The 25,124-nt window shown below is 65.2% G+C and carries 22 protein-coding genes; 14 read left to right on the forward strand and 8 right to left on the reverse strand.

What is annotated here, in order from left to right; genetic code table 11:
• Nucleotides 1–45: 45 nt before the first annotated feature.
• The 9 genes from fabG to Q9R30_RS03120 all read left to right on the forward strand — a co-directional run bounded on the left by fabG (nucleotide 46) and on the right by Q9R30_RS03120 (nucleotide 8,707).
• On the forward strand, nucleotides 46–822 hold the full coding sequence (gene fabG / locus Q9R30_RS03080; RefSeq protein ID WP_311216742.1) for a 3-oxoacyl-ACP reductase FabG: 777 nt from the start codon (nucleotides 46–48) through the stop codon (nucleotides 820–822).
• Entirely contained in the window at nucleotides 822–2,006 is a 1,185-nt protein-coding gene (locus Q9R30_RS03085; protein WP_311216743.1) for a thiolase family protein, read from the forward strand. Before fabG ends, Q9R30_RS03085 begins: the two co-directional genes overlap by 1 nt.
• A 249-nt stretch (nucleotides 2,007–2,255) precedes the next feature.
• Nucleotides 2,256–3,230 (forward strand): tripartite tricarboxylate transporter substrate binding protein, encoded by a 975-nt coding sequence (locus tag Q9R30_RS03090; protein WP_311216744.1) that lies wholly within the window; start codon nucleotides 2,256–2,258, stop codon nucleotides 3,228–3,230.
• An 18-nt stretch (nucleotides 3,231–3,248) separates the two neighbouring features.
• Entirely contained in the window at nucleotides 3,249–3,782 is a 534-nt protein-coding gene (locus Q9R30_RS03095; RefSeq protein WP_311216745.1) for a tripartite tricarboxylate transporter TctB family protein, read from the forward strand.
• 1 nt (nucleotide 3,783) lies between these two features.
• Nucleotides 3,784–5,364, forward strand: a complete 1,581-nt coding sequence (locus Q9R30_RS03100) for a tripartite tricarboxylate transporter permease (RefSeq protein ID WP_311216746.1) — start codon at nucleotides 3,784–3,786, stop codon at nucleotides 5,362–5,364.
• 83 nt (nucleotides 5,365–5,447) lie between these two features.
• Nucleotides 5,448–6,446 (forward strand): tripartite tricarboxylate transporter substrate binding protein, encoded by a 999-nt coding sequence (locus Q9R30_RS03105; RefSeq protein ID WP_311216747.1) that lies wholly within the window; start codon nucleotides 5,448–5,450, stop codon nucleotides 6,444–6,446.
• Between the two features lie 40 nt (nucleotides 6,447–6,486).
• The gene (locus Q9R30_RS03110) at nucleotides 6,487–6,942 is read left to right on the forward strand and encodes a MaoC family dehydratase (RefSeq protein WP_157240801.1); all 456 of its coding nucleotides are present in this window, start codon (nucleotides 6,487–6,489) and stop codon (nucleotides 6,940–6,942) included.
• 17 nt (nucleotides 6,943–6,959) lie between these two features.
• Nucleotides 6,960–7,874, forward strand: a complete 915-nt coding sequence (locus Q9R30_RS03115; RefSeq protein WP_311216748.1) for a CoA-transferase — start codon at nucleotides 6,960–6,962, stop codon at nucleotides 7,872–7,874.
• A 71-nt stretch (nucleotides 7,875–7,945) separates the two neighbouring features.
• Nucleotides 7,946–8,707 (forward strand): CoA-transferase, encoded by a 762-nt coding sequence (locus Q9R30_RS03120; protein ID WP_311216749.1) that lies wholly within the window; start codon nucleotides 7,946–7,948, stop codon nucleotides 8,705–8,707.
• A gap of 89 nt (nucleotides 8,708–8,796) precedes the next feature.
• Here Q9R30_RS03120 and Q9R30_RS03125 read toward each other — a convergent pair whose 3' ends face one another.
• From Q9R30_RS03125 to Q9R30_RS03160, 8 genes are all read right to left on the reverse strand, one after another.
• Nucleotides 8,797–10,266 (reverse strand): MFS transporter, encoded by a 1,470-nt coding sequence (locus Q9R30_RS03125; RefSeq protein ID WP_311216750.1) that lies wholly within the window; start codon nucleotides 10,264–10,266, stop codon nucleotides 8,797–8,799.
• Between the two features lie 11 nt (nucleotides 10,267–10,277).
• The gene (locus Q9R30_RS03130; protein WP_311216751.1) at nucleotides 10,278–11,927 is read right to left on the reverse strand and encodes a tripartite tricarboxylate transporter permease; all 1,650 of its coding nucleotides are present in this window, start codon (nucleotides 11,925–11,927) and stop codon (nucleotides 10,278–10,280) included.
• Nucleotides 11,928–11,940: 13 nt separating this feature from the next.
• Nucleotides 11,941–12,453 carry a tripartite tricarboxylate transporter TctB family protein gene (locus Q9R30_RS03135; protein ID WP_311216752.1) on the reverse strand — a complete coding sequence of 171 codons (513 nt, stop codon included), beginning with the start codon at nucleotides 12,451–12,453 and terminating at the stop codon, nucleotides 11,941–11,943.
• A gap of 55 nt (nucleotides 12,454–12,508) precedes the next feature.
• A complete protein-coding gene (locus tag Q9R30_RS03140) occupies nucleotides 12,509–13,480 on the reverse strand; it encodes a tripartite tricarboxylate transporter substrate binding protein (RefSeq protein WP_311216753.1) in 972 nt (323 codons plus the stop codon).
• 109 nt (nucleotides 13,481–13,589) lie between these two features.
• On the reverse strand, nucleotides 13,590–14,459 hold the full coding sequence (locus Q9R30_RS03145; RefSeq protein ID WP_311216754.1) for an SDR family NAD(P)-dependent oxidoreductase: 870 nt from the start codon (nucleotides 14,457–14,459) through the stop codon (nucleotides 13,590–13,592).
• Nucleotides 14,460–14,470: 11 nt separating this feature from the next.
• Complete coding sequence (locus Q9R30_RS03150; protein ID WP_311216755.1) at nucleotides 14,471–15,241, reverse strand: SDR family NAD(P)-dependent oxidoreductase; 771 nt, start codon at nucleotides 15,239–15,241, stop codon at nucleotides 14,471–14,473.
• Between the two features lie 63 nt (nucleotides 15,242–15,304).
• A complete protein-coding gene (locus tag Q9R30_RS03155; RefSeq protein WP_311216756.1) occupies nucleotides 15,305–16,819 on the reverse strand; it encodes an NAD(P)/FAD-dependent oxidoreductase in 1,515 nt (504 codons plus the stop codon).
• A 58-nt stretch (nucleotides 16,820–16,877) separates the two neighbouring features.
• Nucleotides 16,878–17,720: an alpha/beta fold hydrolase gene (locus Q9R30_RS03160; RefSeq protein ID WP_311216757.1), complete on the reverse strand. Its 843-nt coding sequence runs from the start codon at nucleotides 17,718–17,720 to the stop codon at nucleotides 16,878–16,880.
• Nucleotides 17,721–17,884: 164 nt separating this feature from the next.
• On the opposite strand from Q9R30_RS03160, the gene Q9R30_RS03165 reads away from it, so the two are divergent.
• From Q9R30_RS03165 to Q9R30_RS03185, 5 genes are all read left to right on the forward strand, one after another.
• Complete coding sequence (locus Q9R30_RS03165; protein ID WP_311216758.1) at nucleotides 17,885–19,006, forward strand: alcohol dehydrogenase catalytic domain-containing protein; 1,122 nt, start codon at nucleotides 17,885–17,887, stop codon at nucleotides 19,004–19,006.
• Between the two features lie 91 nt (nucleotides 19,007–19,097).
• Nucleotides 19,098–19,751, forward strand: a complete 654-nt coding sequence (locus tag Q9R30_RS03170; protein ID WP_311216759.1) for a TetR/AcrR family transcriptional regulator — start codon at nucleotides 19,098–19,100, stop codon at nucleotides 19,749–19,751.
• Between the two features lie 531 nt (nucleotides 19,752–20,282).
• On the forward strand, nucleotides 20,283–22,772 hold the full coding sequence (locus Q9R30_RS03175; RefSeq protein ID WP_311216760.1) for a PEP/pyruvate-binding domain-containing protein: 2,490 nt from the start codon (nucleotides 20,283–20,285) through the stop codon (nucleotides 22,770–22,772).
• Complete coding sequence (locus Q9R30_RS03180) at nucleotides 22,769–23,395, forward strand: TetR/AcrR family transcriptional regulator (RefSeq protein WP_311216761.1); 627 nt, start codon at nucleotides 22,769–22,771, stop codon at nucleotides 23,393–23,395. Before Q9R30_RS03175 ends, Q9R30_RS03180 begins: the two co-directional genes overlap by 4 nt.
• Nucleotides 23,396–23,607: 212 nt before the next feature.
• On the forward strand, nucleotides 23,608–25,011 hold the full coding sequence (locus tag Q9R30_RS03185) for an MFS transporter (protein ID WP_311216762.1): 1,404 nt from the start codon (nucleotides 23,608–23,610) through the stop codon (nucleotides 25,009–25,011).
• Nucleotides 25,012–25,124: the final 113 nt, after the last annotated feature.

Genomic DNA, 25,124 nt, shown 5'->3' on the forward strand with positions numbered 1-25,124 from the left:
GGAACAAGCCAAACCAAACGAAGAACAAGCCAAGAGGGAGAGCCAATGAACAGGCTGAAAAACAAGACCGCCATCGTCACAGGCGGGGCACAGGGGATCGGCGCTGCCACCGCGCTCCGGCTGGCCGCGGAGGGCGCGACGGTTGCCATCCTGGACCTGAACGCCGAGCGGGCGGCGGCCACGGCCGCCGAGATCAGCTCAGACGCCGCCGTCGGGGCGGCCGGAGGTTCGGCAGTCAGTGCCGCCTGTGATGTCACGAGCGAGGACCAGGTTGCCGAGGTCTTCGGGCAGATCTTCGCCGACCACGGACGCATCGACATCCTGGTCAACAACGCCGGCATCACCCGGGACAACATGCTCTTCAAAATGGACCGTCCGGACTGGGATTCTGTCCTGGCCACCAATCTGACCAGCGCCTACCTTTGCGCCAAGGCAGCGCAGAAGTTCATGGTGCAGGCCCGGTACGGAAAGATTGTCAGCCTGAGCAGCCGCTCCGCGCTGGGCAACCGCGGGCAGGCTAACTATGCTGCCGCCAAGGCAGGGATCCAGGGACTCACCGCCACACTGGCACTGGAACTGGGTCCGTTCAACATCAACGTCAACGCGGTGGCGCCGGGCTACATCGCCACCGCCATGACCGCTGCGACAGCCGGACGGGTCGGCAGCACGCCGGAGGAGCACCAGAAATCCGTGGCCGAGCGCACCCCGTTGGGCCGGGTCGGGGAACCGGAGGAAGTGGCCGCCGCCATTGCCTTCTTCGCCAGCGATGACTCCTCATATGTCTCCGGGCAGACGCTCTACATCAACGGAGGGGCGCGTTGATGCCCGAAGCATTCCTGGTGGGCGGGGTGCGCACCCCGGTGGGGCGCTACGGCGGCTCACTGTCCGGGGTCCGTCCGGATGACCTGGCGGCACTCGTTCTCGGCGAAGCTGTTCGGCGGGCAGGAATCGAGGCTGCCGACGTCGATGAGGTGATCCTGGGCAACACCAACCAGGCGGGAGAGGACAACCGCAATGTGGCGCGGATGGCATCCCTGCTCGCAGGCTTCCCGGACAGTGTCCCGGGGATGACCGTGAACCGGCTTTGCGCCTCCGGGCTCAGCGCCATCATCATCGCATCGCAGATGATCAAGTCAGGTGCGGCGGATATCGTAGTGGCCGGCGGAGTGGAATCCATGTCCCGGGCCCCCTGGGTGCTGGCAAAGCCCGAGAAGGCATTCGGACGCCCGGGAGAAATCGCCGATACCTCCATTGGTTCGCGCTTCCTGAATCCGAAGTTCCACGAACGCCCCAAATCCACCTTTTCGATGCCGGAGACGGCAGAGGAGCTGGCGCGCGTGGACGGTATTTCCCGCGAGGACGCGGATGCCTTCGCGCTCCGTTCGCATCAACGGGCCCTTGCGGCTGTGGATGAAGGCCGTTTCCTGGCGGAGATCGTTCCGGTGGAGACCAAGCGGGGAGCTGTCAAGGAGGACGAGGGTCCCCGACGTGAAACGACCCTCGAAGCGCTGGCGGGCCTGCGCCCGGTGGTGCACCCCGGCGGCGTGGTGACCGCGGGAAACTCCAGTTCACTTAATGACGGCGCCTCCGCCGTCGTTGTTGCCAGTAAAAATGCCGTCGAGCGGCTGAACCTTCACGCACGGGCACGAATCGTCGACGGCGCCTCCGCGGGCGTGCCGCCGGAGATCATGGGCATCGGCCCGGTGCCGGCCACACTCAAGGTGCTTGGGCGGGCCGGCTGGTCACTCGATGACGTGGGGGCGATCGAGCTCAACGAGGCCTTCGCGGTGCAGGCACTGGCCTGCATGCGCAGGCTGGGAATGAATGAGGAGATCGTGAACCGGGACGGCGGCGCAATCGCGCTCGGCCACCCCCTTGGCTCCTCCGGTGCCCGGATCGCCGTTACGCTGCTGGGCAGGATGGAGCGCGAAGGTGCGGCCAGGGGCCTGGCCACCATGTGCGTGGGGCTCGGACAAGGTACCGCGATGCTCCTCGAACGAGTCTGACCCCTGTTTTCTTGCTGAAAACCGCGGATAACGACGGCGAGGGGTGACTTCACAGCGCCGGTCCCCGCCGCGAATGCCCGTCCGATTATTGATGCCTCAAGCACATCAATCTGTACTCAATTTGGTATTGGATTCGAATTGAACACTCTGCGAGAGTGATCTAGCTAACACAAAGGCGATCAAAACAATGTGCAAGACCAACCACCAACCCAAACGACAATGAGGTCCGTTTTGAAGAAGCGAAGCGCAATGCATTTGAAAGTCTCTGCAGGGCTTGTGGGGATCTCACTGGCACTGGTGGGCTGCGGCGCCGGTGGAGCGGCCCGTGCCAATGACGGATCCGACTACCCGAAGAAGCCGGTGCGGTTCCTGGTCCCTTTCGCCGCGGGTGGCCCCTCCTCCATGACAGCACTCGCCTACGCATCCTGCCTCGAACGCAGCCTGGGAAAGCCCGTCGTGGTTGAAAACAAGGCCGGCGGCAGCGGCGGCATAGCCATGCAGGAGTTGGCCGGCGCCAAGCCGGACGGCCACACGCTCGGGCTCGGCACCAACGGCCCGCTGGTCATGAACCCCATCGTGAACAAATTAGGCTACAGCCTGGCTGACTTCACCTCGGTCGGAGTCATGGCCGAGATGCCCACCGTGCTCGTGGTCGGCGCCGACTCGCCGTTTGCCGATGCGAAGGAATTCTTCGCGGCGGCCAAGGCAAGTCCCGGGAAGCTCAGCGTCGCGGTTCCCGGGGCGACCACCTCCGCAGCGATCGAGCTGACGCGGTTGAAGTCCGACTACGGCATCGAGGTCACGGCGGTTCCGACCGCCGGCAACGCGGAAATGACCACGAATCTGCTCGGCGGCCATGTCGACGCACTGTTCATAACCGACCATTCCGACGTTGCAGCACGGATCGCGGACGGATCCTTCAAGCCGCTTGCCATCAGCAGCCCGGAACGCGCCGCCTGGTACTCCGAGGTTCCGACGCTGGCCGAAGTCGGCTTCAAGGATCTGGTCAACGCAGTTTCGGTGTTCGGCGTCGTCGGCCCGAAAGGCATGCCGGAGAACGTCGTCTCCAAGCTCGAAGCCGAACTCAAGACTTGCGCCGCTGATCCGGGCGTGGCCGAACAGGTCGGCGAACGGTTTGTGACTGACGAATTCGCCGGTTCCAAAGAGCTGCACACCGCATTCACTGCCATGCAGGACCTCTACCAACCCCTCCTGGGGAAGTAAATCAGCAAAGGCATGGACATGACGAAACCCGCTCTTGGCCCCGCAGAGGTGGACGATGCCCGTCCGGCGGCCGGACACCCCGACAGGCCCCGGCATCGGCTCCGCCGCCTGGTCCCCCTTCTCCTGGTCGCCGCCGGAGTGTCGGCCGTGATCGGGTCCTGGCAGCTCTCGCTGGGAGAGCTGACCAGCCCCGGTCCCGGGCTCTGGCCCTTTATCGTCTCCGTCGCGGTGACCATCGCGGCGGTGGCCCTCGTGCTGTTCCCGGACGCGGCGGTTCCCGAGTCCTGGACCCGGCGGACGGCCGCAATTGCGGGCGGCGTGGGCAGCCTGTGCGTGTTCGTGGTGCTTTTTGAAGCCGTCGGCTTCCTGGTTCCGGCATTCCTGATGCTTCTGCTCTGGCTCCGGGCCTTCGGCCGCGAGCCGTGGCGCTGGACCGTCCCCTTGGCGGTCGGAGGCGCCGTCGTGCTGCACGTTGTTTTCGCAGGCCTGCTTGGGGTGCCGTTTCCCGACGACATCGTAGTCACCAGCCTCTTCCCGATGATCGGATTCTGATATGGACGCCCTGAACAACCTGGGCCAGGGCTTCTCTGTAGCCTTTGACCCGATGAACCTGCTGTTCGTATTCGTCGGTGTGGTCATCGGAACTGCCATCGGCGTCCTGCCGGGACTGGGACCGACCGCCACCATCGCGCTCCTGCTGCCGATCACCTACACGATGGATCCGGTCGGCGCGGTGATCATGCTGGCCGGCATCTACTACGGTTCCATGTACGGCGGAACGATCACCTCAGTCCTCCTGCGTCTTCCCGGCGAGGCCGCATCAGTGGTCACCACCTTTGATGGTTATCAGATGACCAAGCAGGGCAGGGCCGGAACGGCTCTCGGCATTTCCGCGGTCGGTTCCTTCATCGGCGGCACGGTAGCCATCATCGGCCTTACCTTCCTGGCTCCGTTGCTTGCCAAGGTGGCCGTGGCGGTGGGCCCGGCGGGCTACGTCGCCATCATGATCCTGGGCCTGTTCCTGGTGACCTCCCTCGGCACCGGGTCAACGATCAAGAGCCTGTTCATGGCAGGAGTCGGCCTCCTGCTCTCAACCGTGGGCCAGGACCCGGTTACCGGAACCGCACGCTTCACGTTCGGCCAGACGTCGCTGCTGGGCGGGTTGGATTTCGTCGCTATCGCCATGGGGCTTTTCGGTGTGGGAGAACTGCTCCATAGCCTCGAGCGGAGCGAAAAGGGCCAGGCCGTCACCGCCAAAATCAAGAACATCTGGCCCTCGCGCAGGGATTTCCGTGACTCCTCCGGTGCGATAGCCCGGGGCTCGGTGCTGGGCTTCTTCATCGGCGTCCTGCCCGGCGGCGGCGGCGTCATCTCATCGCTGGCATCCTATGCCATGGAGAAACGCCGCGCGAAGGATCCCAGCCGGTTCGGAAAGGGTGCCATCGAAGGCGTCGCCGGTCCCGAGACAGCGAATAACGCATCATCAACGTCGGCGTTCATTCCGCTGCTCGTCCTGGGCATCCCGTCCAACGTTGTCCTGGCCATGATCTACGGAGCGCTCCTGCTGCACGGGATCACACCGGGGCCGCAGCTGATCAACGAGCATCCCAACGTTTTCTGGGGCGTCGTCGCGTCAATGTACATCGGCAACCTGATGCTCATCATCCTCAATATCCCGCTGGTTGGAGTCTTCATCCAGATGCTCCGGGTACGGACGGGGATCCTTTCGACCTTCGCACTGCTGGTGGTCATGGTCGGCGTGTTCTCCATCAACAACAACCCGTTCGACATGTGGGTGGTGCTCGCGTTCGGGGTTCTCGGCTGGATCATGATCAAGGCCCACTTTGACCCAGGCCCCCTGGTGCTGGCTTTCATCCTGGGCCCGATCCTGGAGAAGTCCTTCCGCCAGACGATGCTGATCTCTGAAGGAAGCTTCGGTATTTTCGCCTCGGACCCGGTGTCCGCGACCATCTTCATCCTGATCGGGCTGTTCATTGTCTACGGCTTCATCAGCCGCAGCCGGCGGCAGCGCAGGACGCGCCGCGCAGCCGCTGCAGGCCCGGAAGAGGGCAATACGCTCGTCCACGCCTCGGCCAGGCGCGAGGGGACTCCGGATCCCGGCACCGAAGAATGATTCCGCGCCGCCAGGTCCATCCGTGAGCGCCATCGGTTGCGAGTCGACCGAAAGATAATTCGACAGAAAGACAAGGGAGCACCTTGAAGAACGTCTTGCGCCTTCAAACGACCGCCGGGCTTGCCTTGGCATCGCTGGCATCCCTGACCGTAGCAGCGTGCGGGGTGGCCGGTTCCGCCGGCCCCGGGAATGCCGGATCCGACTATCCCGCGAAGCCGGTCACCATCCTTATGCCCTATGCCGCCGGCGGCCCCTCGGATCTTACCGCCCGTTCGGTTGCCGCCTGTTTGGGGAACAGCCTCGGCGAGGCCTTCGTCGTCGAAAACAAACCCGGCGGCAGCGGAGCCGTCGCAATGCAGGAGCTGGTGGGTTCCAAACCCGACGGCCAGACGCTGGCGCTCGGTACCACCGGCACGCTGGTCATGGCCCCTATGATCAACTCGCTGAGCTACAGTCTTGCGGACGTTGAACCCATAGGTGTCATGGCCGACAATCCGACCCTGATCGTTGTGGGAACAAACTCCCCCTACAAGGACGCAGCAGAGCTCTTCGAAGCGGCCAGGGCGGATCCTGGAGCAATCTCGATGGGTGTTCCTGGTGCTACGAGTCCCGCGGCCATTGAACTGCAGCGGCTGAAGAACGACTACGGGGTTGAGATCACCGCCGTGCCGGCCTCGGGTAACGCGGAGATGACCACCAATCTGCTGGGCGGGCATGTGGATGCACTTTTCATCAACGACCATCCTGATGTCCAGGCACGGATTACCGAGGGGTCTTTCCTTCCCGTTGCCGCCACCACGCCTGAACGGCTCCGCTGGCTCCCCGACGTACCGACGCTGGCCGAATCGGGGTTCCCGGACTTGGTGAATGCCACGTCAATCTACGGCCTGTTCGGTCCCCAGGGCATGCCGGACGCTGTTGTGTCCACCCTCGAACGCGAACTCGAAACCTGCCTTAGTGACCCCAAGGTCGTTGAGCAGATCGGAAAGAACTTTGTGCCGAAGGAATTCATTGGTGCCGAGGAGCTGGGCGCCAACTTTGCCCGGATCAAGGCACTCTACGAACCGATCCTCGGCCGGTGAGCCGGGTAACAATCGTCGTCCTAGTCAACGGGAGATTTTCATGGTGAGGGAACTGAATGGCCTGGCGGAGCTCGTGCCGCTGATTGGCTCAGAACTTGGTGTGAGCGGCTGGCACAGTGTCCAACAGGACCGGATTCAGGACTTTGCCGATGCCACCGGCGACCAGCAGTGGATCCACGTCGATCCGGAGAGGGCGGCCGGCGGCCCGTTTGGGCGTCCGGTTGCCCACGGCTACCTGACCCTGTCGATGATCCCGTTCTTGGCACAAGAGGTGTACCGGGTCAATGGATTGAAGATGATCGTGAACTACGGGCTGAACAAGGTCCGGTTTCCGAGCCCGGTCCCGGTGGGTTCCCGGGTCCGGAGCCGCCTCACCCTCGTCTCCGTCACGCCGGCGGCCCAGGGCAGCCAGGTGGTGATCCGCCATGAGATTCAACTCGAGGGCGGGGCCCGGCCGGCCTGCGTGGCTGAAACAGTCTCCTTGATGGTCGGCTGAGGGGCCTCGGCAGGCCGGTGGACAAGAGAACATCCCTCAGCGATGCCGTGGCGGAGCACATCCGGGACGGCCAGATTGTTGCCCTTGAAGGATTCGGGCACCTGGTTCCGGTGGCGGCTGCCCACGAAATAATCCGGCAGGGATTCCGTGACCTGACGCTGGCCCGGATGACCGGCGACGTGCTGATTGACCAACTGCTCGCGGCCGGTTGCCTGAAGGGGGTCATCGGCTCCTTTGTCGGAAACAGTTCGGCAGGCTCGCTCCACGAGCTGCGCCGGCGGGTGGAGAACTCGGACCCCGTTCCCTTGGACCTTGAGGAATACAGCCACGGGGGCATGGTTTGCCGGTACCTTGCGGGTGCCTCGAAGCTTCCGTTTTATCCCATCAACTCCTACCGGGGCAGCGATCTCGTGGCACTGAACGGAAAGATCCGGTCCGTCAAGGACCCCTACGGCGGGGAGGAAATCCACGTGGTCCCGGCGCTGAATCCCGACGTGACGATCATTCACGCGCAGCGGGCCGACCGGGCCGGCAACATCCAGGCGTGGGGCATTCTTGGCGTGCAGGCCGAAGCTGCCTTCGCCGCTAGGAAGGTCATTGTCACGGTCGAGGAAATAGTGGACGACGCCGTCATCCGCTCCGATCCGAACCGCACCATCGTTCCATCCCACGTAGTCGACGCAGTGGTCCACTGCCCGCGGGGAGCGCATCCTCATTCGGTCCAGGGCCACTATGACCGCGACGACGGGTTCAGCCGCCGCTGGTCCGAGCTCGCCCGCGATCCGCGGCGGCTTCGCGACTGGCTGCAGGAAAACATCCACGGCACCCGGGACCATGCGGAGTATATTGCCCGTCTCGGCCCGGACTACTGGGACCGCCTGCAGGTCGAGGCGGCATTCTCCGTTCCGGTCAACTACGGAGGCCGCAAATGAGCATCACGGAACGATCGGAAAAATCATCGACACGCGTACCCTGCCGCCAAACGGAACCTGCGCAGCCGGAAGTGACCAGCAGTGAGCTGCTTACGACGCTGTCCGCCCGTGCGCTGGAAGGAAAGCATGTGGTGTTCGCCGGGCACGGACTTCCCACCCTGGCAGTGTCCTTGGCGCAGCGGACGGTTTCTCCCGGCGTCGAAATAATCTATGAGTCAGGCGTGACCGGGGCGCAGCCGGCAGACCTGCCGCGCAGTATTTCGGATTCTGTCCTCGTCACCGGCGCGGCGGGGGTCCTGCCCATGGCGCAGCTGTTCAACTTCGTGCTGCAGGGACAGCGCGTGGACGTCGGATTCCTCGGTGCCGCCCAGGTGGACAGATACGGCAGCCTGAACTCCAGCCTGATCGGAAAGGACTGGGCGGCACCGGCCAGTAAGCTCCCAGGCTCCGGGGGCGCCATCGAGGCGATGGCCGGGGCCGGCGAAATCTTCGTCGTGATGCGCCGGCACAATCCCCGGTCCCTCGTGGCGGACCTCGATTTCTGCACCACGCCCGGACCGCGGCGGGCGGCGGCGGCCCGCGGCGGCGTGATGCCCGCGGGCCTGGGCGTGACCACCGTCATTACGGATCTGGGCATCATGACGCGCCGGGGCATCGACGAAGAGCTTGTCCTCAGCGCTGTACATCCCGGCGTTGAGGTGGACGAGGTCAGGGCAGCCACGGGGTGGGACCTGCAGGTCTCGAAGAACCTGGTCACCACGGTACCGCCGACCAGCCGGGAACTTGCCCTGCTGCGGGACGTGTTGGATCCGGAGCGGGTATACCTGCGGTGAGTCCTAGTCCGGTATCCCGTCCGGATCGACAGGAATCACCGGCCTGGCCACTCCCCCGCCCTGGCAGTGCCACCACTGACGTTCTGCCATCAGATTGCCGGCGCCGTGTTCCTGATGCCCTGATCGATTCGGCCGAACTTCTTTGTTGATGCGGGGCGTTGCCGGGGCAGGAAGCTTGCCAGCACCGCAGCAGTAAAGGCTGCTCCGGCGGCAATCCAGAAGACGTGTTCAAAGGCCCGGAAGGATGGGTGCTCTGTTCCGTCAAGCGTCAGCGTGGTTGAGGCCAGCAGCACGGCCACTGCGGCGCTGCCGATGGTTGTTCCGATGACGCGCAGCACGGTGTTCAGCCCATTGGCGGCTGCAGTGACGGTTACGGGGACAGATCCCATGATGAGGGTGGGCATCGCCGCATAGGCTATGGCGTTGCCGATTCCTATGACAACAGCTGCCAGCATCACCATCCAGATCTCTTCGGTCAGGAAGAGGCGGCCAACGTAGCCGGCGGCAGAAACGAGGGAGCCCATGATGAGGGCGGTTTTGGCGCCGTAACGGCGGCTGCTGAGGGCGGATACGGGAGTGAAGAGCACCATTGCCAAGCCGATGGGAACCATGCAAAGGCCGGCCGCCATCACGCTCAGGCCGAAGCCGTATCCAACCGCGCCAGGCATCTGCAACTGCTGAGTGGTGGAGAGCAGGTTGGAGTACATGGAGTAGCCCACGAGGACCGCCACCAGGTTTGTGATCAGCACGGGCCTCCTGGCCGATGTCCGCAGGTCCAGCATTGGTTGACTGATCTTCAGTTCGAGCGGGACCCACATGGCCAGGGCAACGAGCGCGGTTAGTGCCGTTATCAGCGTTGGTGCACTGGTCCAGCCCCAGGTACCGCCCTTGGACAAGGCAAGAAGTGCCGCCGTCAGGGCCATCGAGAGCAGGATGGCCCCTCCGTAGTCGAACGCGCCCGGCGTGCGGACCCGGGATTCCGGCATGACCAGCGGCAACAGCGCGGCCAGGACGATCCCGGCCGCAGCGGCGCTCCAAAAAATCGACTGCCAGCCGAGGAACTCATACAGCACACCGGCCAGCGGAAGACCCAGCGCGCTCCCGAAACCCAAGGTGGCGCTGATCATCGCGACGGCGGGACCCAGCTTCATGGCGGGGATTTCCTCGCGCAGGACGCTGATGCCCACGGGCACGAGGGCTGCGGCGGATCCTTGGAGCGCGCGGCCGGCGATCATGGCCGGGAAACCCAGATTCAGCGCCGCCAGCGCTGAGCCGATGGTCATCATGACCAGGCAGACGAGCATGATCCGGCGTTTGCCGAACATGTCTGCCAGACGGCTCAGCACCGGGGTGGCCACTGCACTTGCAAGCAGTGTGGCGGTGAGGACCCAGGAGGCGTCCTCAACTGAGATCCCGAGCAGGCGCGGCAGGTCGGGCAGCAGGGGAACCACCGTAGCCTGCTGAAGCGTGACGGTCGTTCCGCACAGGCACAGCACCGGCACAAGGAGCCTGCCGGCAGCCCTGGGCTTCGACGCTCTGCCTTTCCCGCGTAGAGACATTTCCTTGGCGATCAGCGGGCGGTGGGGCTGTGTTGCTTGTCGGCATGCTGCGCTGCCGGCGCCCCCTCACCCGATCCCGAAGAGGTTGCGGAGAGTACTGCAGGGTCACCGCCGTCGAATGTGGCTTGCGGACCTTCCTCCTCCGCCCCCGGCACGTGTGCGGAAGCCTTGGCTCCGGCAAGGCGACGGCGACGGAACCCGGTGACGGCCTTGATGGCGATCACGGCAAGGATCAGGCTGAAGATGATTGCGGCGGCCGGGTCGGTGACAAAGATGTCGAGGCTGCCGCCGGAAATCAGCATGGACTGTCGGAAGGATTTTTCCAGGATAGGTCCGAGGACGAAGGCCAGTACCAGCGGGCCGGCGTCGAAACCTGTCTTGGACATGAGCCACCCCAGGACGCCGAAGGCCAGCACAACCCACATGTCGAAGGAACTGTTGTTGATCGAGTAAACGCCGATCAACACGATGAGCAGCGAAAAAGCGACGAGGATGCCCTGGCGCACGCGCAGCATCTGGATGAAGATGCCCACGAGCGGAATGTTGAGGATGAGCAGCATCAGGTTGCCGATGTACATCGAAGCAATAACGCCCCAGAAGAGTCCGGAGTGATCGGTCATCAGCCGCGGACCCGGGGTGATGCCGTGCATCAGCAGGGCGCCGAAGATCATTGCCAGCACTACGTTGGAGGGAATGCCAAGCACGAGCAGCGGAATAAACGCCGTGGTCGAGGACGCGTTGTTCGCCGTTTCCGGTCCCGCGACACCTTCGATGGCACCCTTGCCGAACCGGCTGGGATCCTTCGCCCGGCGCTTCTCCAGCGCGTAGGAGGCCAGGGAGGAGATGACTCCACCGCCGCCGGGAAGGATGCCGATGAAGAATCCGAGGACCGATCCTCGGCCGATGGCACCGGCAGAGTCCTTCATGTCCTTCCGCGAAGGCCAGATGTTTTTGATCTTGGCCTTGATGACCTGGGCTTTTTCGGTCTGTTCGAGGGATCGCAGCAGTTCAGCGACGCCGAACAGGCCCATTGCCACGGCCACGAAGTCCAGGCCGCCCAGCAGCGGCGCCTGGCCGAATGTGAAACGCGCCGACCCGTTGACCGGATCCTGTCCGACCGTGGACAGCAGCAGGCCGACGGCGGCCATACATACGCTTTTGATGGTGGATCCGGTGCCCAGGGACGTTACCAGGAACAGGCCCATGACCATGAGGGCAACAAAGCCGGCCGGACCCATCGACAGGGCGATTTTGCCCAGCGCGGGCGCCATGAACGTCAGTCCGATGACGGCCACGGTGCCGCCGATGAAAGAACCTATGGCGGAAATGCCCAGGGCCGCGCCGGCACGGCCCTGCTTGGTCATCTGGTAGCCGTCGAAGGTGGTCACCACCGAGGCTGCCTCGCCCGGCAGGCGCAGCAGCACGGAGGTGATGGTGCCCCCGTACATCGATCCGTAGTAGATGCCTGCCAGCATGATGATCGAAGCGGTCGGATCCATGGTGTAGGTGATGGGCAGCAGCAGCGCAATCGTCGCCGTGGGGCCCAGGCCGGGCAGGACGCCGATGGCGGTTCCCACCACCACGCCGATCAGGACAAACAGCAGGTTCACCGGGTCTAAGGCGACCGAGAAGCCTTCACCGAGGTTGCTCAGGATATCCATGTGAGGGTCCGTTCTAGACGAAGGCGTCAAGCGCCAGGTCGGCGGGGAAGGGTACGCCGAGGAGCCGGTCGAAGATGACATAAAGCACTGCCGGGCCCGCCGCGGCGAAGACAGCCGTCCAGCGCCACGACTCCCGGCCGAACACGCGGAGCCACAACACGAGCATCAACACGGCCGGGATGAAGAAGCCAATCAGTTCGAAGAGCACCACGAACGCGGCAAGGCTGGCGACGCCGGCCATTACCGACACGCTCCGGCGGCCCCAGGCCTCCAGCGGCTCATGTCCCGGCCACACGATCAGTGCCGCGGCGCTGAAGACAATGGCCAGCGAGATGGCGAACGGCCAGAGGCCCGGGGCAGGATTGTGCAGGGTGCCCAGCTTCAACTGCCATGACCCGGCCGCAGCCCCGAGGCCCAGTGCGAGCAGGACGAGCGGAGCGATTCTGCGCTGCCAGCGCAGGGCGCCGGTGCGGGGCCTTTCCGGTTCCCGGATTTCGGCGGCCGCTTCCACGGGAGTAGAAACCATGGGTTCACCCTTCTTCGTGCCGGCCGTCATTGGCCGGCGGTTGAGTCGTTGTTTGTTACTTCGCCAGGAGGGGCTCGTAGCGGGTGCGCATGTCGGCAAAAACCTGCTGGGTCGCTTCCGCATTTGAGAAGCTGTTCGGCACGAACCGGTCGCCGATCTGGCCGATGACTTCGGTGTCCTTGCTGCAGGTTTCGACGCCGCTTTCGAGTTTCTCCGAAACCTGCTGCGGCAGGCCCTTGGGGGCGAAGAGCCCGTAGACCGAGGTGGTCTTGACGTCGAAGCCGGCCTCCTTGGCCGTGGGAGCATCGGGGAAGGCCTCCGAGCGTGCTTCACCGGCAGCAGCGAGCGGGACGAGAGCGCCGTCTTTCACCTGGGCCTCAACGTCGAGGTAGTCGTTGACGAATCCGGCGTCGATGTGGCCGCCCAGCAGGTTGGTGATGAGTTCGGCGCTGCCGGAGGTGGGAACCAGCGCGAACTCGATGCCGCTCTCCTTCTGCAGGCGCTTGAGTTCAGTGGCCAGCGAGCTGGTGGCGCCGGGAACACCGATGGAGATCTTCCCGGGGTTGGCCTTGGCGGCGTCGAACAACTCCTGCAGGCTCTTGTACGGGGAGTCCTTTGGCACGGCGAAAAGGGTGGGGATGGCTGCCATGGTGCCGAGGGCCTGGAAATCGTCCTGGGAGTATGCCAGGTCGTTGCTCATCGGATTCAGGACCATAGGCCCGTTGGTGCTGAGCCCTACGGTGTAGCCGTCGGGTTTGGCGCCGGCCAACTTTTGCATGGCCACTGCACCTGCTCCGCTGTCAAGGTTCTCCACCACGAAGGTGCCGCCCAGCAGCTTTCCGAGGCAGGCCCCGTAGGCACGCGCCGTTGTATCCGAAGGCCCTCCGGCGGCATAGGGCATGACGAACGTAATGGACTTGGTCGGGTAGCTTTCGGATGATGCCTTGGAGGCACCGGAGCAGGCCGTGACGGAAAGCGAAAGGCCGGCGACAGTGACGGCAGCGAAGAACACGCGAGTCTTGTTCAAGGTAACCTCTGGTGGTTTCGGTCTGAAGTTGAGAGTGCACTCCGCAAGGAGTGCCCTCTCAGTAATACAGGATTGTGACCGGCGGCACAACCGCCTCCGGTGAAATAAATCATTCGTTGGGTGCTGCTGATTCGAGCCGGGAGACGCTCAGCGCCGCCCGGGGTTTCATGAAGGCGTCCCACAGCGGCCCGGTTGAGATCCACCGCAGCGGATCCATCAGGGCCAGGCTGCGCGGGACGAATACCTTGCGCCGCCGCGCGGCGATCGCGCCGACGAGAAGGTCGGCGCAGGTGTCCGTGCTGGACACCACGCTAAACGGCCACGGAAGGGAGCGGCTCTCCCCGGCCCGGCTTCCCGCCCCGGAAATCATGCCGGTGCTCACCCATGCCGGATGCGCGACGCCCACGTCAACGCCCTTATGGGCCAGTTCCAGCCGCAGCGCCCCGCCGAAGGCCTCCACGCCCGCCTTGGAGGCGGCATACGCGTTGGCCCGCGGAACATTCTTCAACGCGGCGGCCGAACTCATGAGCAGGTAGTAGCCCCGGTTTGCGGTGATCTCCTCCAAGGTGGCCTTGACGGTCCTGATCACACCGCCAAGATTGACGTCGACGATCCGCAGCAGGTCCTCGGTGCTGGAAACGGCCACCGTGGACGCACTGCCGATCCCGGCGCAGGCAAAGACGATGTCCAGCCGGCCGAAGTGCTCAACTGTCCGCCGGGCTGCGGCCTGCAGGGACATTTGGTCCGTCACATCCGCTGCCGTGGCCAGATGGCCCTCTCCCAGCGTGGAGACCAGCTGGTGCAGGGCTGGCTGGTCGCGGTCGACGAGGGATACGTGTGCTCCCGCGGCGGCCAGGCGCCGTGCCGTGGCCGCGGCGATACCGCCGGCACCGCCGGTAACCAGTACCACCTTGCCCCGCAGCCTGCCCGGCCCCCGCAACCGGTCCGCCCCGCTCCCGCCCGCCTCCGGAGGATTCAAGGATTGGAATCTCATCCCATGTACGACCCTCCGTTGACGTCAACCGTGACGCCCGTGACGAAGCCGTTTTCAACGGCGGCCAGGTACTGGACGGCCTGGGCAACGTCATCGGCGCTGCCCAGCCGGCCCACCGGGATGCGGCTGAGATAGTTCCGGTTGACTTCGTCGGAGACGCCGGCGGCCATGCCGGCGTCGATCCGCCCCGGGGCGATGGCGTTGACGGTGATACCGAACGGTGCCAGTTCCCGCGCGAAGGAACGGGTCAGGCCCAACAGGCCCGTCTTGGTCGCGGCATAGTGGACGCCGCCCAGCCTGCCGCCGTCGCGTCCTGCCAGGGAGGACATGTTGACGATCCTGCCGAATCCGATGTTCTTCATGTGCGGTACCAGGGCCTGGATACCCAGGAACGGGCCCGTGAGGTTTACCGCCAGGACACTCGTCCACTCATCCAAGGGGACTTCGTCACCCGGGATCTTTTGCCCGTCCCGTTTCGGGGAGATGCCGGCGTTGTTGACCAGCACCGCAGGGGTTCCCGGGCTGGCCTCCACCGCCTCTGCGATCCGTTGCCAGTCGCCGGGCTCAGTGACGTCACACTGCATTGCCTGCAGGGATCCGCCCTGCGGATCCAGGTCCGCCCGGAGGCCGGCCAATGCGGAGTTCGATGCATCCACGGCGATCACCCGGTCCCCGCTGGCCAGGAATGACTCCACGATGCCGCGGCCGATGCCCCCGGCCGCGCCGGTGACGACGACTGTTCGGTGGTGCTGCTGGTTCTTACTCATGCTTTCTCCGTTCCTCGTTGAACGGGAGGCGGCCTTCTTCTCGGCAGTCTCCCCGTGGGGCCGTTAGCCCACTCCGGCCAGGGCTTCTTCCCTGGCTTGGTCCGTGGATCCGGCCAGATAGGGTTCAGGGTCAAAGGGCGCGTTGACTTGGCGGAAGGTATAGGCCGGTTCCGGCCATAGTGTGGTCAGCCGCCCGTTGCGGTGGTCAACGTACCAGCTGCTGCAGCCGCCGTCGAGCCACACAGTGCCCTGGGCCAGCTGGTCCACACGGTCCATGAAGGCATCCTCCGCTTCCCTGCTCACCTCCAGCGCCGGCACGGCGGCCTGGTCGCGGAAGTTCACCGCGCCCATGATGTAGTCGATCTGGGCCTCGGCGATGTAGACGGCGGAGTTGTGGCCCAGCCCGGTGTTGGGCCCGTTGATGATCCACAGGTTCGGGAACCCATGCACGGCCGTGGTGGCGTAGGCCTGCATGCCGTTGGCCCAGCGTTCACTGAGCGGCTGGCCGTCGCGGCCGTAGATGCGGTAGGCAATGGGCAGGTCTGTCGCTTCAAAACCTGTGCAGGCGATGATGACATCCAGTTCGTGGCTGCCTCCGTCCCCGCCGATAACACGGTTGCCCTCCACACGCGTGACGCCGCCGGTTTCCAGGTGGACGTGCTCCTGTGTGAACGTCGGGTAGTAGTCGCTGGATTTCAGGACCCTCTTGCAGCCGAACGTGTAGTCCGGGGTTAGCTTCCGGCGCAGTTCCGGATCCTCAATCTGCCGGTGGAGATGGTCCAGGGCGACCTGCGCCGCAGCGGAAACAAGCGTCGGGGTGCCCCGGCGCTGGGCGTAGCGCTCCTCATTGGACCAGAACATCTCCTCCCGCAGTTCCTGCATCACCTCGGGCATCTTGCGGAAAAGGCCCTTTTCCTCCTCGGTGTAGGCCCGGTCCGGACGCGGCGTCACGTACGGGGCGGAGCGCTGGAACACAACGACCTCCCCGGCGATCTTTGCCACCTCGGGCAAGACCTGGATGGCCGTGGCTCCCGAGCCGACGATGCCCACCCGCTTGCCCGCCAGGTCAATCCCGTCATTCCACTGCGCTGAGTGGAACACCTCACCGGAGAAGCCGCTCAGTCCCTCGATGTCGGGCATCTTGGGCTCGGACAGATGCCCGACGGCGGTTACCAGGGTTTTGGCTGCAAACTCACCTTTGGGGGTTCTGACTTTCCACAGCGCTTCCGCCTCATCCCAGCGGGCATCGGTCAGTTCGGCGCCGAACACGATCCGTTCAAGGAGGTTCTCTTCCCGGGCAACGCTGCGCAGGTAGCCGAGGATTTCCTCTTGGGGGGCGAACATCCGGGACCACTCAGGGTTGGGGCGGAAGGAAAACGAGTACAGCAGCGACGGCACGTCGCAGGCCGCGCCCGGATAGTGGTTGTCGCGCCAGGTTCCGCCCACGTCCTCCGCCCGTTCGAGAATGATGAATGAGCGTTCGCCCTCGCGGGCCAGTTTGGCACCCATGCCAAGGCCTCCAAAGCCGGTGCCGACAATGATGACGTCGACCGGTGAACCGGACGCGGGATGTCCCATAGGGGTACTTTCCACTGTTCCTCCAATGTGTGTGTTGTTGCGTGCTGGTCCCGACGGGCTAGACAAAGAGTGCTTCCCGGATCCCGCCCGCAGGCGAAGCGGCAGGGTCCGTCACAAATTCGTTGATGAGCTGGAACAGCTGGGCCGGGCGCTCCTGCGGGACGGCGTGACCACTGTCGATGACCGCGTAGCGGGCGTTCGGAAGGCCTCCGAAAAGGAGCTGGGTCTGCCGGGCGGGCACCATCTGGTCGTGGGCGCCGGCAATGACCAGGGACGGAGCGGTGATCGCTGTCAGCCTGCCGCTCAGATCGGCGACGGCGTTGAGCCGCATCTGCCCGGCAATCCCCTCCGGGAAGGTCCGGGCATCAATCAGGGCCTGGATGTCAGCGTCGCCCCGGCCGGCAAGGAAAGGGTGTCCATAGGCTGTCCAGGTGACGAACTCGCGCAGGAGGTCCTGATCAGACTCGAAGAGCCGCTTCCAGATCCGGTTGCGAAGCCGCTGCTGGGCGTCGGCCCTGACCCAACCGGCCACCAGAGTCAGGCTTGACACGCTCTCGGGGCGGGAAGCGGCGAGGTCGGCCGCCACCAGGGCGCCCAGTGAGTAGCCGACCACATGGACCGGCTGTGCAGGAGCGCGGTGGTCGATGACAGCCGCAACCTGCCCTGACAATCCGTCGAGGGTCGGTTCCCCGGCAGGGCTCTGCAGGTCAACGGCCAGGACACGGTACCGGGCGGCAAGCATGGGAAAGAGGGTGCGGAAATGAGTCTTGGCGCTTCCGCCCGTTCCGTGGACCAGGACCACAGTTTCCCGGGGGTCTTCCGGTGCAAGCGTGTCGTGGAAAGGAACCGAAAGGCCCCCGACGTGGACGGCACCCTCGTTTGCATCTGGATGAATCTTCAATTCCAATCCCTTCGAATTTGACTGGCCGGTGCTGATAACGATGAGGGGATCCGATCGGGTGCAGGTAACGCGCAGTCATGCGATATTGAAAGTGCACTCCGTGCGGATTACACTCTCATAAAAGCATAAGAGTGATACGAAGCACAATCGTTGGAAGGGAAACAATGAAGATTACCGGCGCGGTCCTGGAGACCGTCGGCTCCCCCCGTCCGTACGCCCGGTCCCGCCCGCTTTCCGTTGCGGAGCTTGACCTCGCCGGGCCGGGACCGCAGGAAGTCCTGATACGGATGGAAGCTGCGGGTATCTGCCACTCGGACCTCTCCGTGGTCAACGGCGACCGCCCCCGTCCGCTGCCCATGCTGCTCGGCCACGAGGCCGCCGGTACGGTCGTCGCTGTGGGCGCGGATGTCGATGATCTGGAACCGGGCCAGCGGGTGGTCACGGTTTTCCTGCCGCGCTGCGAGGAGTGCCCCAACTGCCGCACCGGGGGAAAGCTGCCGTGCAGCGTCGGTACAGAATCCAACGGGGCCGGAACGCTGCCAGGGGGGTCAACGCGCCTGACGCGAGCCGGCCAGCCTGTCCGTCACCACCTCGGAGTCTCCGGCTTTGCGACCCATGCCGTGCTCAGCCGCCGCTCGGTTGTCCCGGTCGGAAGCGACGTGCCGCCGTCGGTCGCTGCACTTCTTGGGTGTGCAGTGCTGACTGGAGGCGGGGCGGTCATCAACGCGGGGAATCCCCAGGAGGGGCAGGACATCATGATCGTCGGCCTCGGAGGAGTCGGCATGGCAGCTCTGCTGACCGCCGTCGCAATCTCCTCAGCGTGGGCCGAACCCGCCCGGATCATCGGCGTCGATGCGAACCCGGACAAACTGGTCACAGCGCGGGAACTGGGGGCAACAGAAGCGTACTCGCCTGCCGAGGCCGCGGATCTGGGCATCCGGGCCCACATCGTCATCGAGGCGGCCGGCCACCCCCGCGCCTTCGAAACCGCGGTACAGGCCACGGCGCCCGGTGGCACCACGGTGACTGCCGGACTGCCGGCTCCGGGAATGCTGTCATCCATTGAACCGCTGGGGATTACAGCCGAGGCCCGCACCATCGTCGGTTCCTACCTGGGTTCAGCAGTGCCGGCCCGCGACATTCCGGTCTACGCGCAGATGTGGCGTGAAGGAAGGCTGCCGGTCGAAAAGCTGGCTTCGTCGGTGATCACCCTGGACAACATCAACGAGGCAATGGATGAACTCGCCGATGGAAATGCCATCCGCCAGATCGTGATGTTCAATTGACTGTTATCGGCATCAGAACCGCAGTGGGGCGGCTGCGAACGGCCGCCCCGCACCCCACCGCTGATAGGAACGGTAATAAAGGATGAAGACGATGACTTCGGAGGCTTCCGCCTCTGGTGCTCCCGTCGGGCTGCGCGAAAAGGCCCGGATCGAGCGGTACCAGAATATCCGCGCCGCAGCAGAACAGCTCTTCAACGAACGGGGCTACGAGCACACCACCACCAAGGAAGTGGCCGAGCTTGCCGGGGTCGGGGAGGCCACCCTCTTCCGCTACGTCAGTAATAAGCACGAACTGCTGCTGCTGGTCATCGGCGAGCGCATGGACACGACGCTCCAGGCCATCGAAGACGCGGACAAGGAACTCGCTGCCAATACTTCCACCGCGCGGGACTATGTGGAGCGGATCTACGCCATTTTCCGTGCACGCGCACGGTTTTACGCAACCGACCCGGAGAACGTCACGAGCTACCTGCACCATGGCTTCAAGGCCGGAAGCCAGCTTGGCGCCCAGAGCATCGCCCAGGGCGACAGGGTTATCGTTCTGATCGCCGCCATCCTCGACGACGCCAGGGACGCCGGATACCTCAGCGCCGACGTCGACTCACTGGTCGTTGCGCAGAACTGCAATGGAACCTACATCCACGAGGTCCTTCGCACCCCGGCGCGCGGATTCCGCCCAGAGGATCTCTGGGAGAAACTCCGCGAGCGCCTGCGCGTGCAGATCGAACCGCTTTTCCGGTTTTGAATGATCGAGCGCCTGCAACTGCCCCCATGGGGCAATAGGCCGTTCATGTCCGGAAGCTGGAACTGGGCTGGGCGTCTTCCGGAAAACTGCAGGTTCCCGTAGGCATATCGGCGCGGCCCTGGCATGCCAGGACCCTCCGGGACGCTTCATAGCCGCCCTCCACCTCCGAGACCTCCGACCTCGCCAGCGCCCAGGATGACCCGGCCCGCGCGGGGCGTGGTGGCGATATCCTCGCTGACCAGGCCCAGCAACATCGTCCGCACGGTTCTCCCGCCTCCGTGCGGATTCCGCGGTCCTGACGCCGCCTCGGACGTCCGCTTTCATGCCGAGGCCGAGTCAGACCCTTGTCGGCCCGGCACGACGAACGTACCCTTTTAGAGAACCAATAGTTCTCTAAAAGGGGGTTCGCTGGTTCTGTTCGTCCCCGGTCCTGCCCTGTGCGCGCTGGCACAGTCAGTGACGGAACTCTTCCCTCGCCGACGCCACCAACCGCCGCTCCAACCCCACCCCTCCGTCCCCAAGGGGCCCCCGATGGCTGAGAAATTTACGGGTATGCTCGCCGACTTCGGCGCCGCTGACCTGGCCTCGGCTGGCGGAAAGGGCGCCAATCTCGGCGAACTCGTGCGGCAGGGTTTCCCCGTTCCAGCAGGCTTTGTGGTCACCACCGCCGCCTACGGCACCCTGATGGCAGACACCGGCCTGGGCGTCGAACTGGAAGGGTTACTGAAAGCCGGAGATGCCGGAGCACAAATCCGGGCATTGTTCGCCCAGGCCCGGATTCCCTCGCGCGTCATCGCTGACATCGCGGCAGCCTATGCCGCCCTGGGCGGCGGTCCGGTGGCGGTGCGATCCAGTGCCACCGCCGAAGACCTGCCGGGCGCCGCGTTTGCAGGGCAACAGGACACCTTCCTGAACGTTGTGGGCGAGCAGGCGGTGATCCGCGCCGTGGCGGACTGCTGGGCTTCGTTGTGGACGGAGCGCGCCGTCGCCTACCGGCAGCGACAGGGGATCGACCCGCGCGAGGTGTCCATCGCCGTCGTCGTCCAGGACATGGTGCCGGCGGACATCGCGGGGGTCCTGTTCAGCGCCAACCCGGTGACGGGCGAACGCAGTGAAATCGTGGTGGATGCCAGCCCCGGCCTGGGCGAGGCCGTGGTTTCCGGACGGGTCACGCCGGAGCACTACGTGCTGGACCGCGCTGGCCGGACCAGCACGTACGGCCCGGGCGCCCACGAGGTGGTGATCCGGGCCCTTGCAGGAGGAGGCACGCAGGAGAGCGCCGGCACGGGCACCCGGCGGGCTGCCCTCGATACGGAACAGCTGGCGGAACTGGCGCGGCTGGCCGTGCGCGCCCAGGACCACTTCGGACGGCCGCAGGACATGGAATGGGCCGTCGCCGGCGGGCATGTGTACGTGCTCCAGGCGCGGCCGATGACGGCACTGCCGCCGCAGCCGCTGCGCCTTAACCCGTTCCAGCGGTTAATGGGCCCGTTCTTCGCCGAGATGTTCCAAGTCCGCCCCTATCCGCTGGACGTTTCGGGATGGATGCAGCGCGGCATCCTGGCGATGCTTCACGGCATGGCCGGAAGCGTCGGAGTTGTCTTCCCCGCGGTGGAGGAGTTGCTGCCGGAGGAGGACGGCGTGGTGGTCCGGCTGGTCCCGCCGGTTCCCCACCCGACGGTTCGCACGCTCGGCGCACCTGTTTCCTTGGCACGCCGTGCCCGCCGGTTCAATCCAGCCCTGTGGACGCAGGACAGCAGGTTCACCACGTACCTGGCGGACATCCGGCGGCTTAACGCGCAGGACCCCAGGGCCTTGACCTGGAAAGGGGTCATCGGGCTCGCGGAGGAAACCTTCGCCGCGATGCGCGGGATCACCGAGCTGCGGATCTCGTACCTGCCGGGAGCCTTTGTTCCCCAGCTGAAGCTGCGCCTGCTGCTCCTACTGCTGGGCAAGAGGCATCTTGGGTCGGCACTCATCGCCGGCGCTGAAACCCGCACCAGCCAGGCCAACCGCGCACTGGAGGAGCTGGCCGATTACGTCCGGTCCCAGGGCGAGCTGGCCCGGGCCTTCACGGAGTTGGAACCGCGGGGCCTGCTCTCCCGCGTGGAGCACCACCCGGATTTCCAGGAGTTCCGCACACGCTTCCAGGCCTTCCTGTCCGAATACGGACACCGCGAAACCGTCAGCGTGGTGCTGAGCAGTACGCCAACCTGGTCCGATGCCCCCGAGGTGGTTCTCGGGCTGATCACGTCAATGATGGGTGAGCGGCGGCAGGCTGCAGACCAGACAGGCCAGGCGCTCGAGGAGCTAAAACGTCATCCCGCCCTGCGGATCGCGGCCCTGCGGCGGGACCTGCTGTCCGCCGTCGACGCCGCAAAGGCCGGGACCGCCTTCCGCGAGGACAGCCACTTCTACGCCACCATGGTGCTGCCGCCGCTCCGGCGCGCGCTGTCGGAACTGGGCCGGCGGCTGTCCGACGGCGGGGTGCTCGCTGATGCGGCCGATGTCCAGCACCTGCGCTTTGAGGAACTGGCAGGAATGGACGACGGCGGCGCGCTGCCGGTTGCCGAGAGGGAACGCTACCGCCGGCTGGTGCTGGCCAGGGCCGCGAAACGCCGGGAACTGAAGGGCATCCCGCTGCTGGATCCGGCACTGTTCGCACACAAACGTCCGGCGCCCGGGACGCTGGTGTCCGGCATGCCCGCCAGCCGCGGCCAGGCAACCGGAAGGGTAAGGATCATTCGGAGGCCGGACGAATTCGGACTGCTCCGCAGCGGTGAGGTCCTGGTCTGCCCCTACACCAACCCATCCTGGACTCCGCTGTTCCAGCGTGCGGCCGCCGTCGTGGTTGACGCCGGCGGGATCGCATCCCATGCAGCCATCGTCGCCCGGGAATACGGGATCCCCGCCGTCATGGCCACCGGGTCGGGGACCCGTGACCTGCAGACCGGCCAGCTGGTCCTTGTGGACGGCACCCGCGGACAGGTCACGGCGGCTGTTGCGGAGCCGTCGTCGTGACCGCCGGGGCGCGCCCGGACCATCGGAAGCTGCCGCGCCGCCGCGGCGCGGCCCTGAACAGCGCGATCTTCGACGCCGTCCTGGCCGAGATCGCCGAATCCGGCTACGCTGCGCTGACCATGGACCGGGTAGCCGAACGCGCGCGCGCCAGCAAAGCCTCGCTCTACCGGCGGTGGTCCGGACGCGCCGCCCTGGTATTGGACGCCGCCTACGCGTCGATGCATGGCCCGGACGCGGTCCCGGATACCGGCAGCCTGCGCCTGGATACGTTGACCGTCATGCGGCAGGCTGCCCGGCTGCTGGAGGGGACGGTTGGGCAGGCAGTCCGCGGGGTGCTGGGTGAGGCCCTGCAGAACCCCGACGTTGCCGCCGAAGTCCGGGTGTTCACGCACGGCAACGCCAGCAGGGTGATGCATGAAATCCTTGCCAACGCCGTCAAACGCGGCGAGTGCGATCCGGCCCTCGTGAGCGATTTGAAGATCGAGGCCGGCCCCGCCCTGCTGCGGCACCGGTTCATCTTCGGCTCCGGACCTATTGAAGATGAGTTCCTGGTGGGGATTGTGGACGAAGTGGTGCTGCCGCTGTTCGGGGTTGACCCGAAGGACAACTCCGCGGGCACCTGAGACTGTTGGGCGGGAGCGTCACCTCGGAATAGGCCAGGCCTTCCGCATAATGCTTTTCGGTGCCGCATTGACGTAACCCACGTCACCAGCCTATCCTTGATGAAACGATTCAAGGGAAAGGGCTTTCCAGGCACAACCCTTCAAGGTCCCCGTCGACCATCCGGAACAATAGTTCCGGTTCCTTGCCAATGACGACGAAGGAATTCACCAGAATGAGCAGCAATCCCGGGGAAACCCGCCCTATCCCGGAAGCCGGCGTTGGCCAGCGGGACCCGAAGAAAGCCGCGATGAGCGGCTGGATCGGGAGCGCACTCGAATACTACGACTTCGCACTGTACTCGCTGGCAGCGACGCTCATCTTCCCCGCCATCTTCTTCCCCACCGAGAACCCGACCGTGGGGATCATCGCCTCGCTCGCCACCTACGCGGTGGGCTACGTCTCCCGCCCGGTTGGCGCGGTGGTACTGGGAGCATACGGTGACCGGCACGGCCGCAAGCAGGTGCTCGTCTTCGCCATGCTGCTGATGGGCTTCGCCACCTTCGCCGTCGGGCTGCTGCCCACGTACGGGCAGGTGGGCATCCTGGCGCCGATCCTGCTGGTGATCCTCCGCCTCATCCAGGGCTTCGCCGTCGCAGGAGAACTGGGCGGCGCCAGCGCGATGATCGTGGAGCACTCCCCCGATGCCAGGCGCGGCTTCTTCGCAAGCTTCAGCCTGCAGGGCACCCAGGTGGGCTCCATCCTGGCCACCGCCGTGCTGCTCCCGCTTGCAGCCATCCTGCCCGCCGACCAGTTCCAGGCCTGGGGCTGGCGCATCCCGTTCCTGCTCAGCGCCTTCGTGATCCTGGCCGGCTACGTAATCCGCCGCCGCGTGCAGGAACCGCCGGCGTATGCGGCGCAGTCCCAGGCCGGCAAGGCCAAGCAGCGGTTCCCCCTCGTTGACTTGGTCCGCAGCTACCCCTGGGTCCTGGTCCGTTGCATCCTGATGACGTTCACCAACGTGATCGGCATGGCAACGCTCATCTTCGGCGTCTCCTACGCCACCCAGAAGGGCTACGGCAACGGCTTCTCCAGCAGCGACTTCCTGTGGGTGACCCTCGTGGCCAACATCGCCGCCGTCGTCACCATTCCGCTGTTCGGTGCACTCTCGGACAAGATCGGCCGGCGGATGCTGATGGTCGCGGGCGGCCTGGGCGGCGGCGCACTGGCCGGCGGCTACCTCTGGGCCATTGAACAGGGAAGCCTGGCGCTGGTCTTCGTCTGCATCGTCATTGTGCAGGGCCTCTTCTTTCAGATGTGGAACGCCACCTTCGCCACGTTCTTCCAGGAGCAGTTCCCCATGCGGATCCGCGTTACCGGCTTCGCGGTGTCGCAGAACGTGGGCCTCATGATCGCATCGTTCTTCCCAAGCATCTTCACCGCAGTCGCTCCCCCGGGATCCACCAACGTCCCCGTGGTCATCGGGCTGACCACGCTGGGTATCTGCGCCGTCGCAGCGCTCGCTGCCCTCCTGTCCCCCGACACCAAGGGCAAATCGCTCGACGACCTCGAGACCCGCAAGAACGAAATTGAAGCGTCAGAGCCGGCTCTTGCCCGTGAAAGCGTGGCGGCGGGGTAACGGATGCCACCCTGGTGCGGGCTAACTTGCGTGGCACCAAGAACCAAGCGGTCGACGGCGGGACTTTCCCGCCGTCGGCCTCTTTCGTTAAGAACGTCCTCGACGTCTTCAGC

Source organism: Arthrobacter sp. AB6 (assembly GCF_031844545.1).
Lineage (GTDB): Bacteria > Actinomycetota > Actinomycetes > Actinomycetales > Micrococcaceae > Arthrobacter.

Bases quoted from the DNA above. Each gene is read 5' to 3' on its own strand.
- Q9R30_RS03110 (WP_157240801.1), top strand. From the start codon at position 6,487: ATGGTGAGGGAACTGAATGGCCTGGCGGAGCTCGTGCCGCTGATTGGC.
- Q9R30_RS03150 (WP_311216755.1), bottom strand. From the start codon at position 15,241: ATGAGTAAGAACCAGCAGCACCACCGAACAGTCGTCGTCACCGGCGCG.
- Q9R30_RS03090 (WP_311216744.1), top strand. From the start codon at position 2,256: ATGCATTTGAAAGTCTCTGCAGGGCTTGTGGGGATCTCACTGGCACTG.
- fabG (WP_311216742.1), top strand. From the start codon at position 46: ATGAACAGGCTGAAAAACAAGACCGCCATCGTCACAGGCGGGGCACAG.
- Q9R30_RS03170 (WP_311216759.1), top strand. From the start codon at position 19,098: ATGACTTCGGAGGCTTCCGCCTCTGGTGCTCCCGTCGGGCTGCGCGAA.
- Q9R30_RS03130 (WP_311216751.1), bottom strand. From the start codon at position 11,927: ATGGATATCCTGAGCAACCTCGGTGAAGGCTTCTCGGTCGCCTTAGAC.
- Q9R30_RS03100 (WP_311216746.1), top strand. From the start codon at position 3,784: ATGGACGCCCTGAACAACCTGGGCCAGGGCTTCTCTGTAGCCTTTGAC.
- Q9R30_RS03125 (WP_311216750.1), bottom strand. From the start codon at position 10,266: ATGTCTCTACGCGGGAAAGGCAGAGCGTCGAAGCCCAGGGCTGCCGGC.
- Q9R30_RS03085 (WP_311216743.1), top strand. From the start codon at position 822: ATGCCCGAAGCATTCCTGGTGGGCGGGGTGCGCACCCCGGTGGGGCGC.
- Q9R30_RS03095 (WP_311216745.1), top strand. From the start codon at position 3,249: ATGACGAAACCCGCTCTTGGCCCCGCAGAGGTGGACGATGCCCGTCCG.
- Q9R30_RS03185 (WP_311216762.1), top strand. From the start codon at position 23,608: ATGAGCAGCAATCCCGGGGAAACCCGCCCTATCCCGGAAGCCGGCGTT.
- Q9R30_RS03175 (WP_311216760.1), top strand. From the start codon at position 20,283: ATGGCTGAGAAATTTACGGGTATGCTCGCCGACTTCGGCGCCGCTGAC.
- Q9R30_RS03165 (WP_311216758.1), top strand. From the start codon at position 17,885: ATGAAGATTACCGGCGCGGTCCTGGAGACCGTCGGCTCCCCCCGTCCG.
- Q9R30_RS03155 (WP_311216756.1), bottom strand. From the start codon at position 16,819: ATGGGACATCCCGCGTCCGGTTCACCGGTCGACGTCATCATTGTCGGC.
- Q9R30_RS03135 (WP_311216752.1), bottom strand. From the start codon at position 12,453: ATGGTTTCTACTCCCGTGGAAGCGGCCGCCGAAATCCGGGAACCGGAA.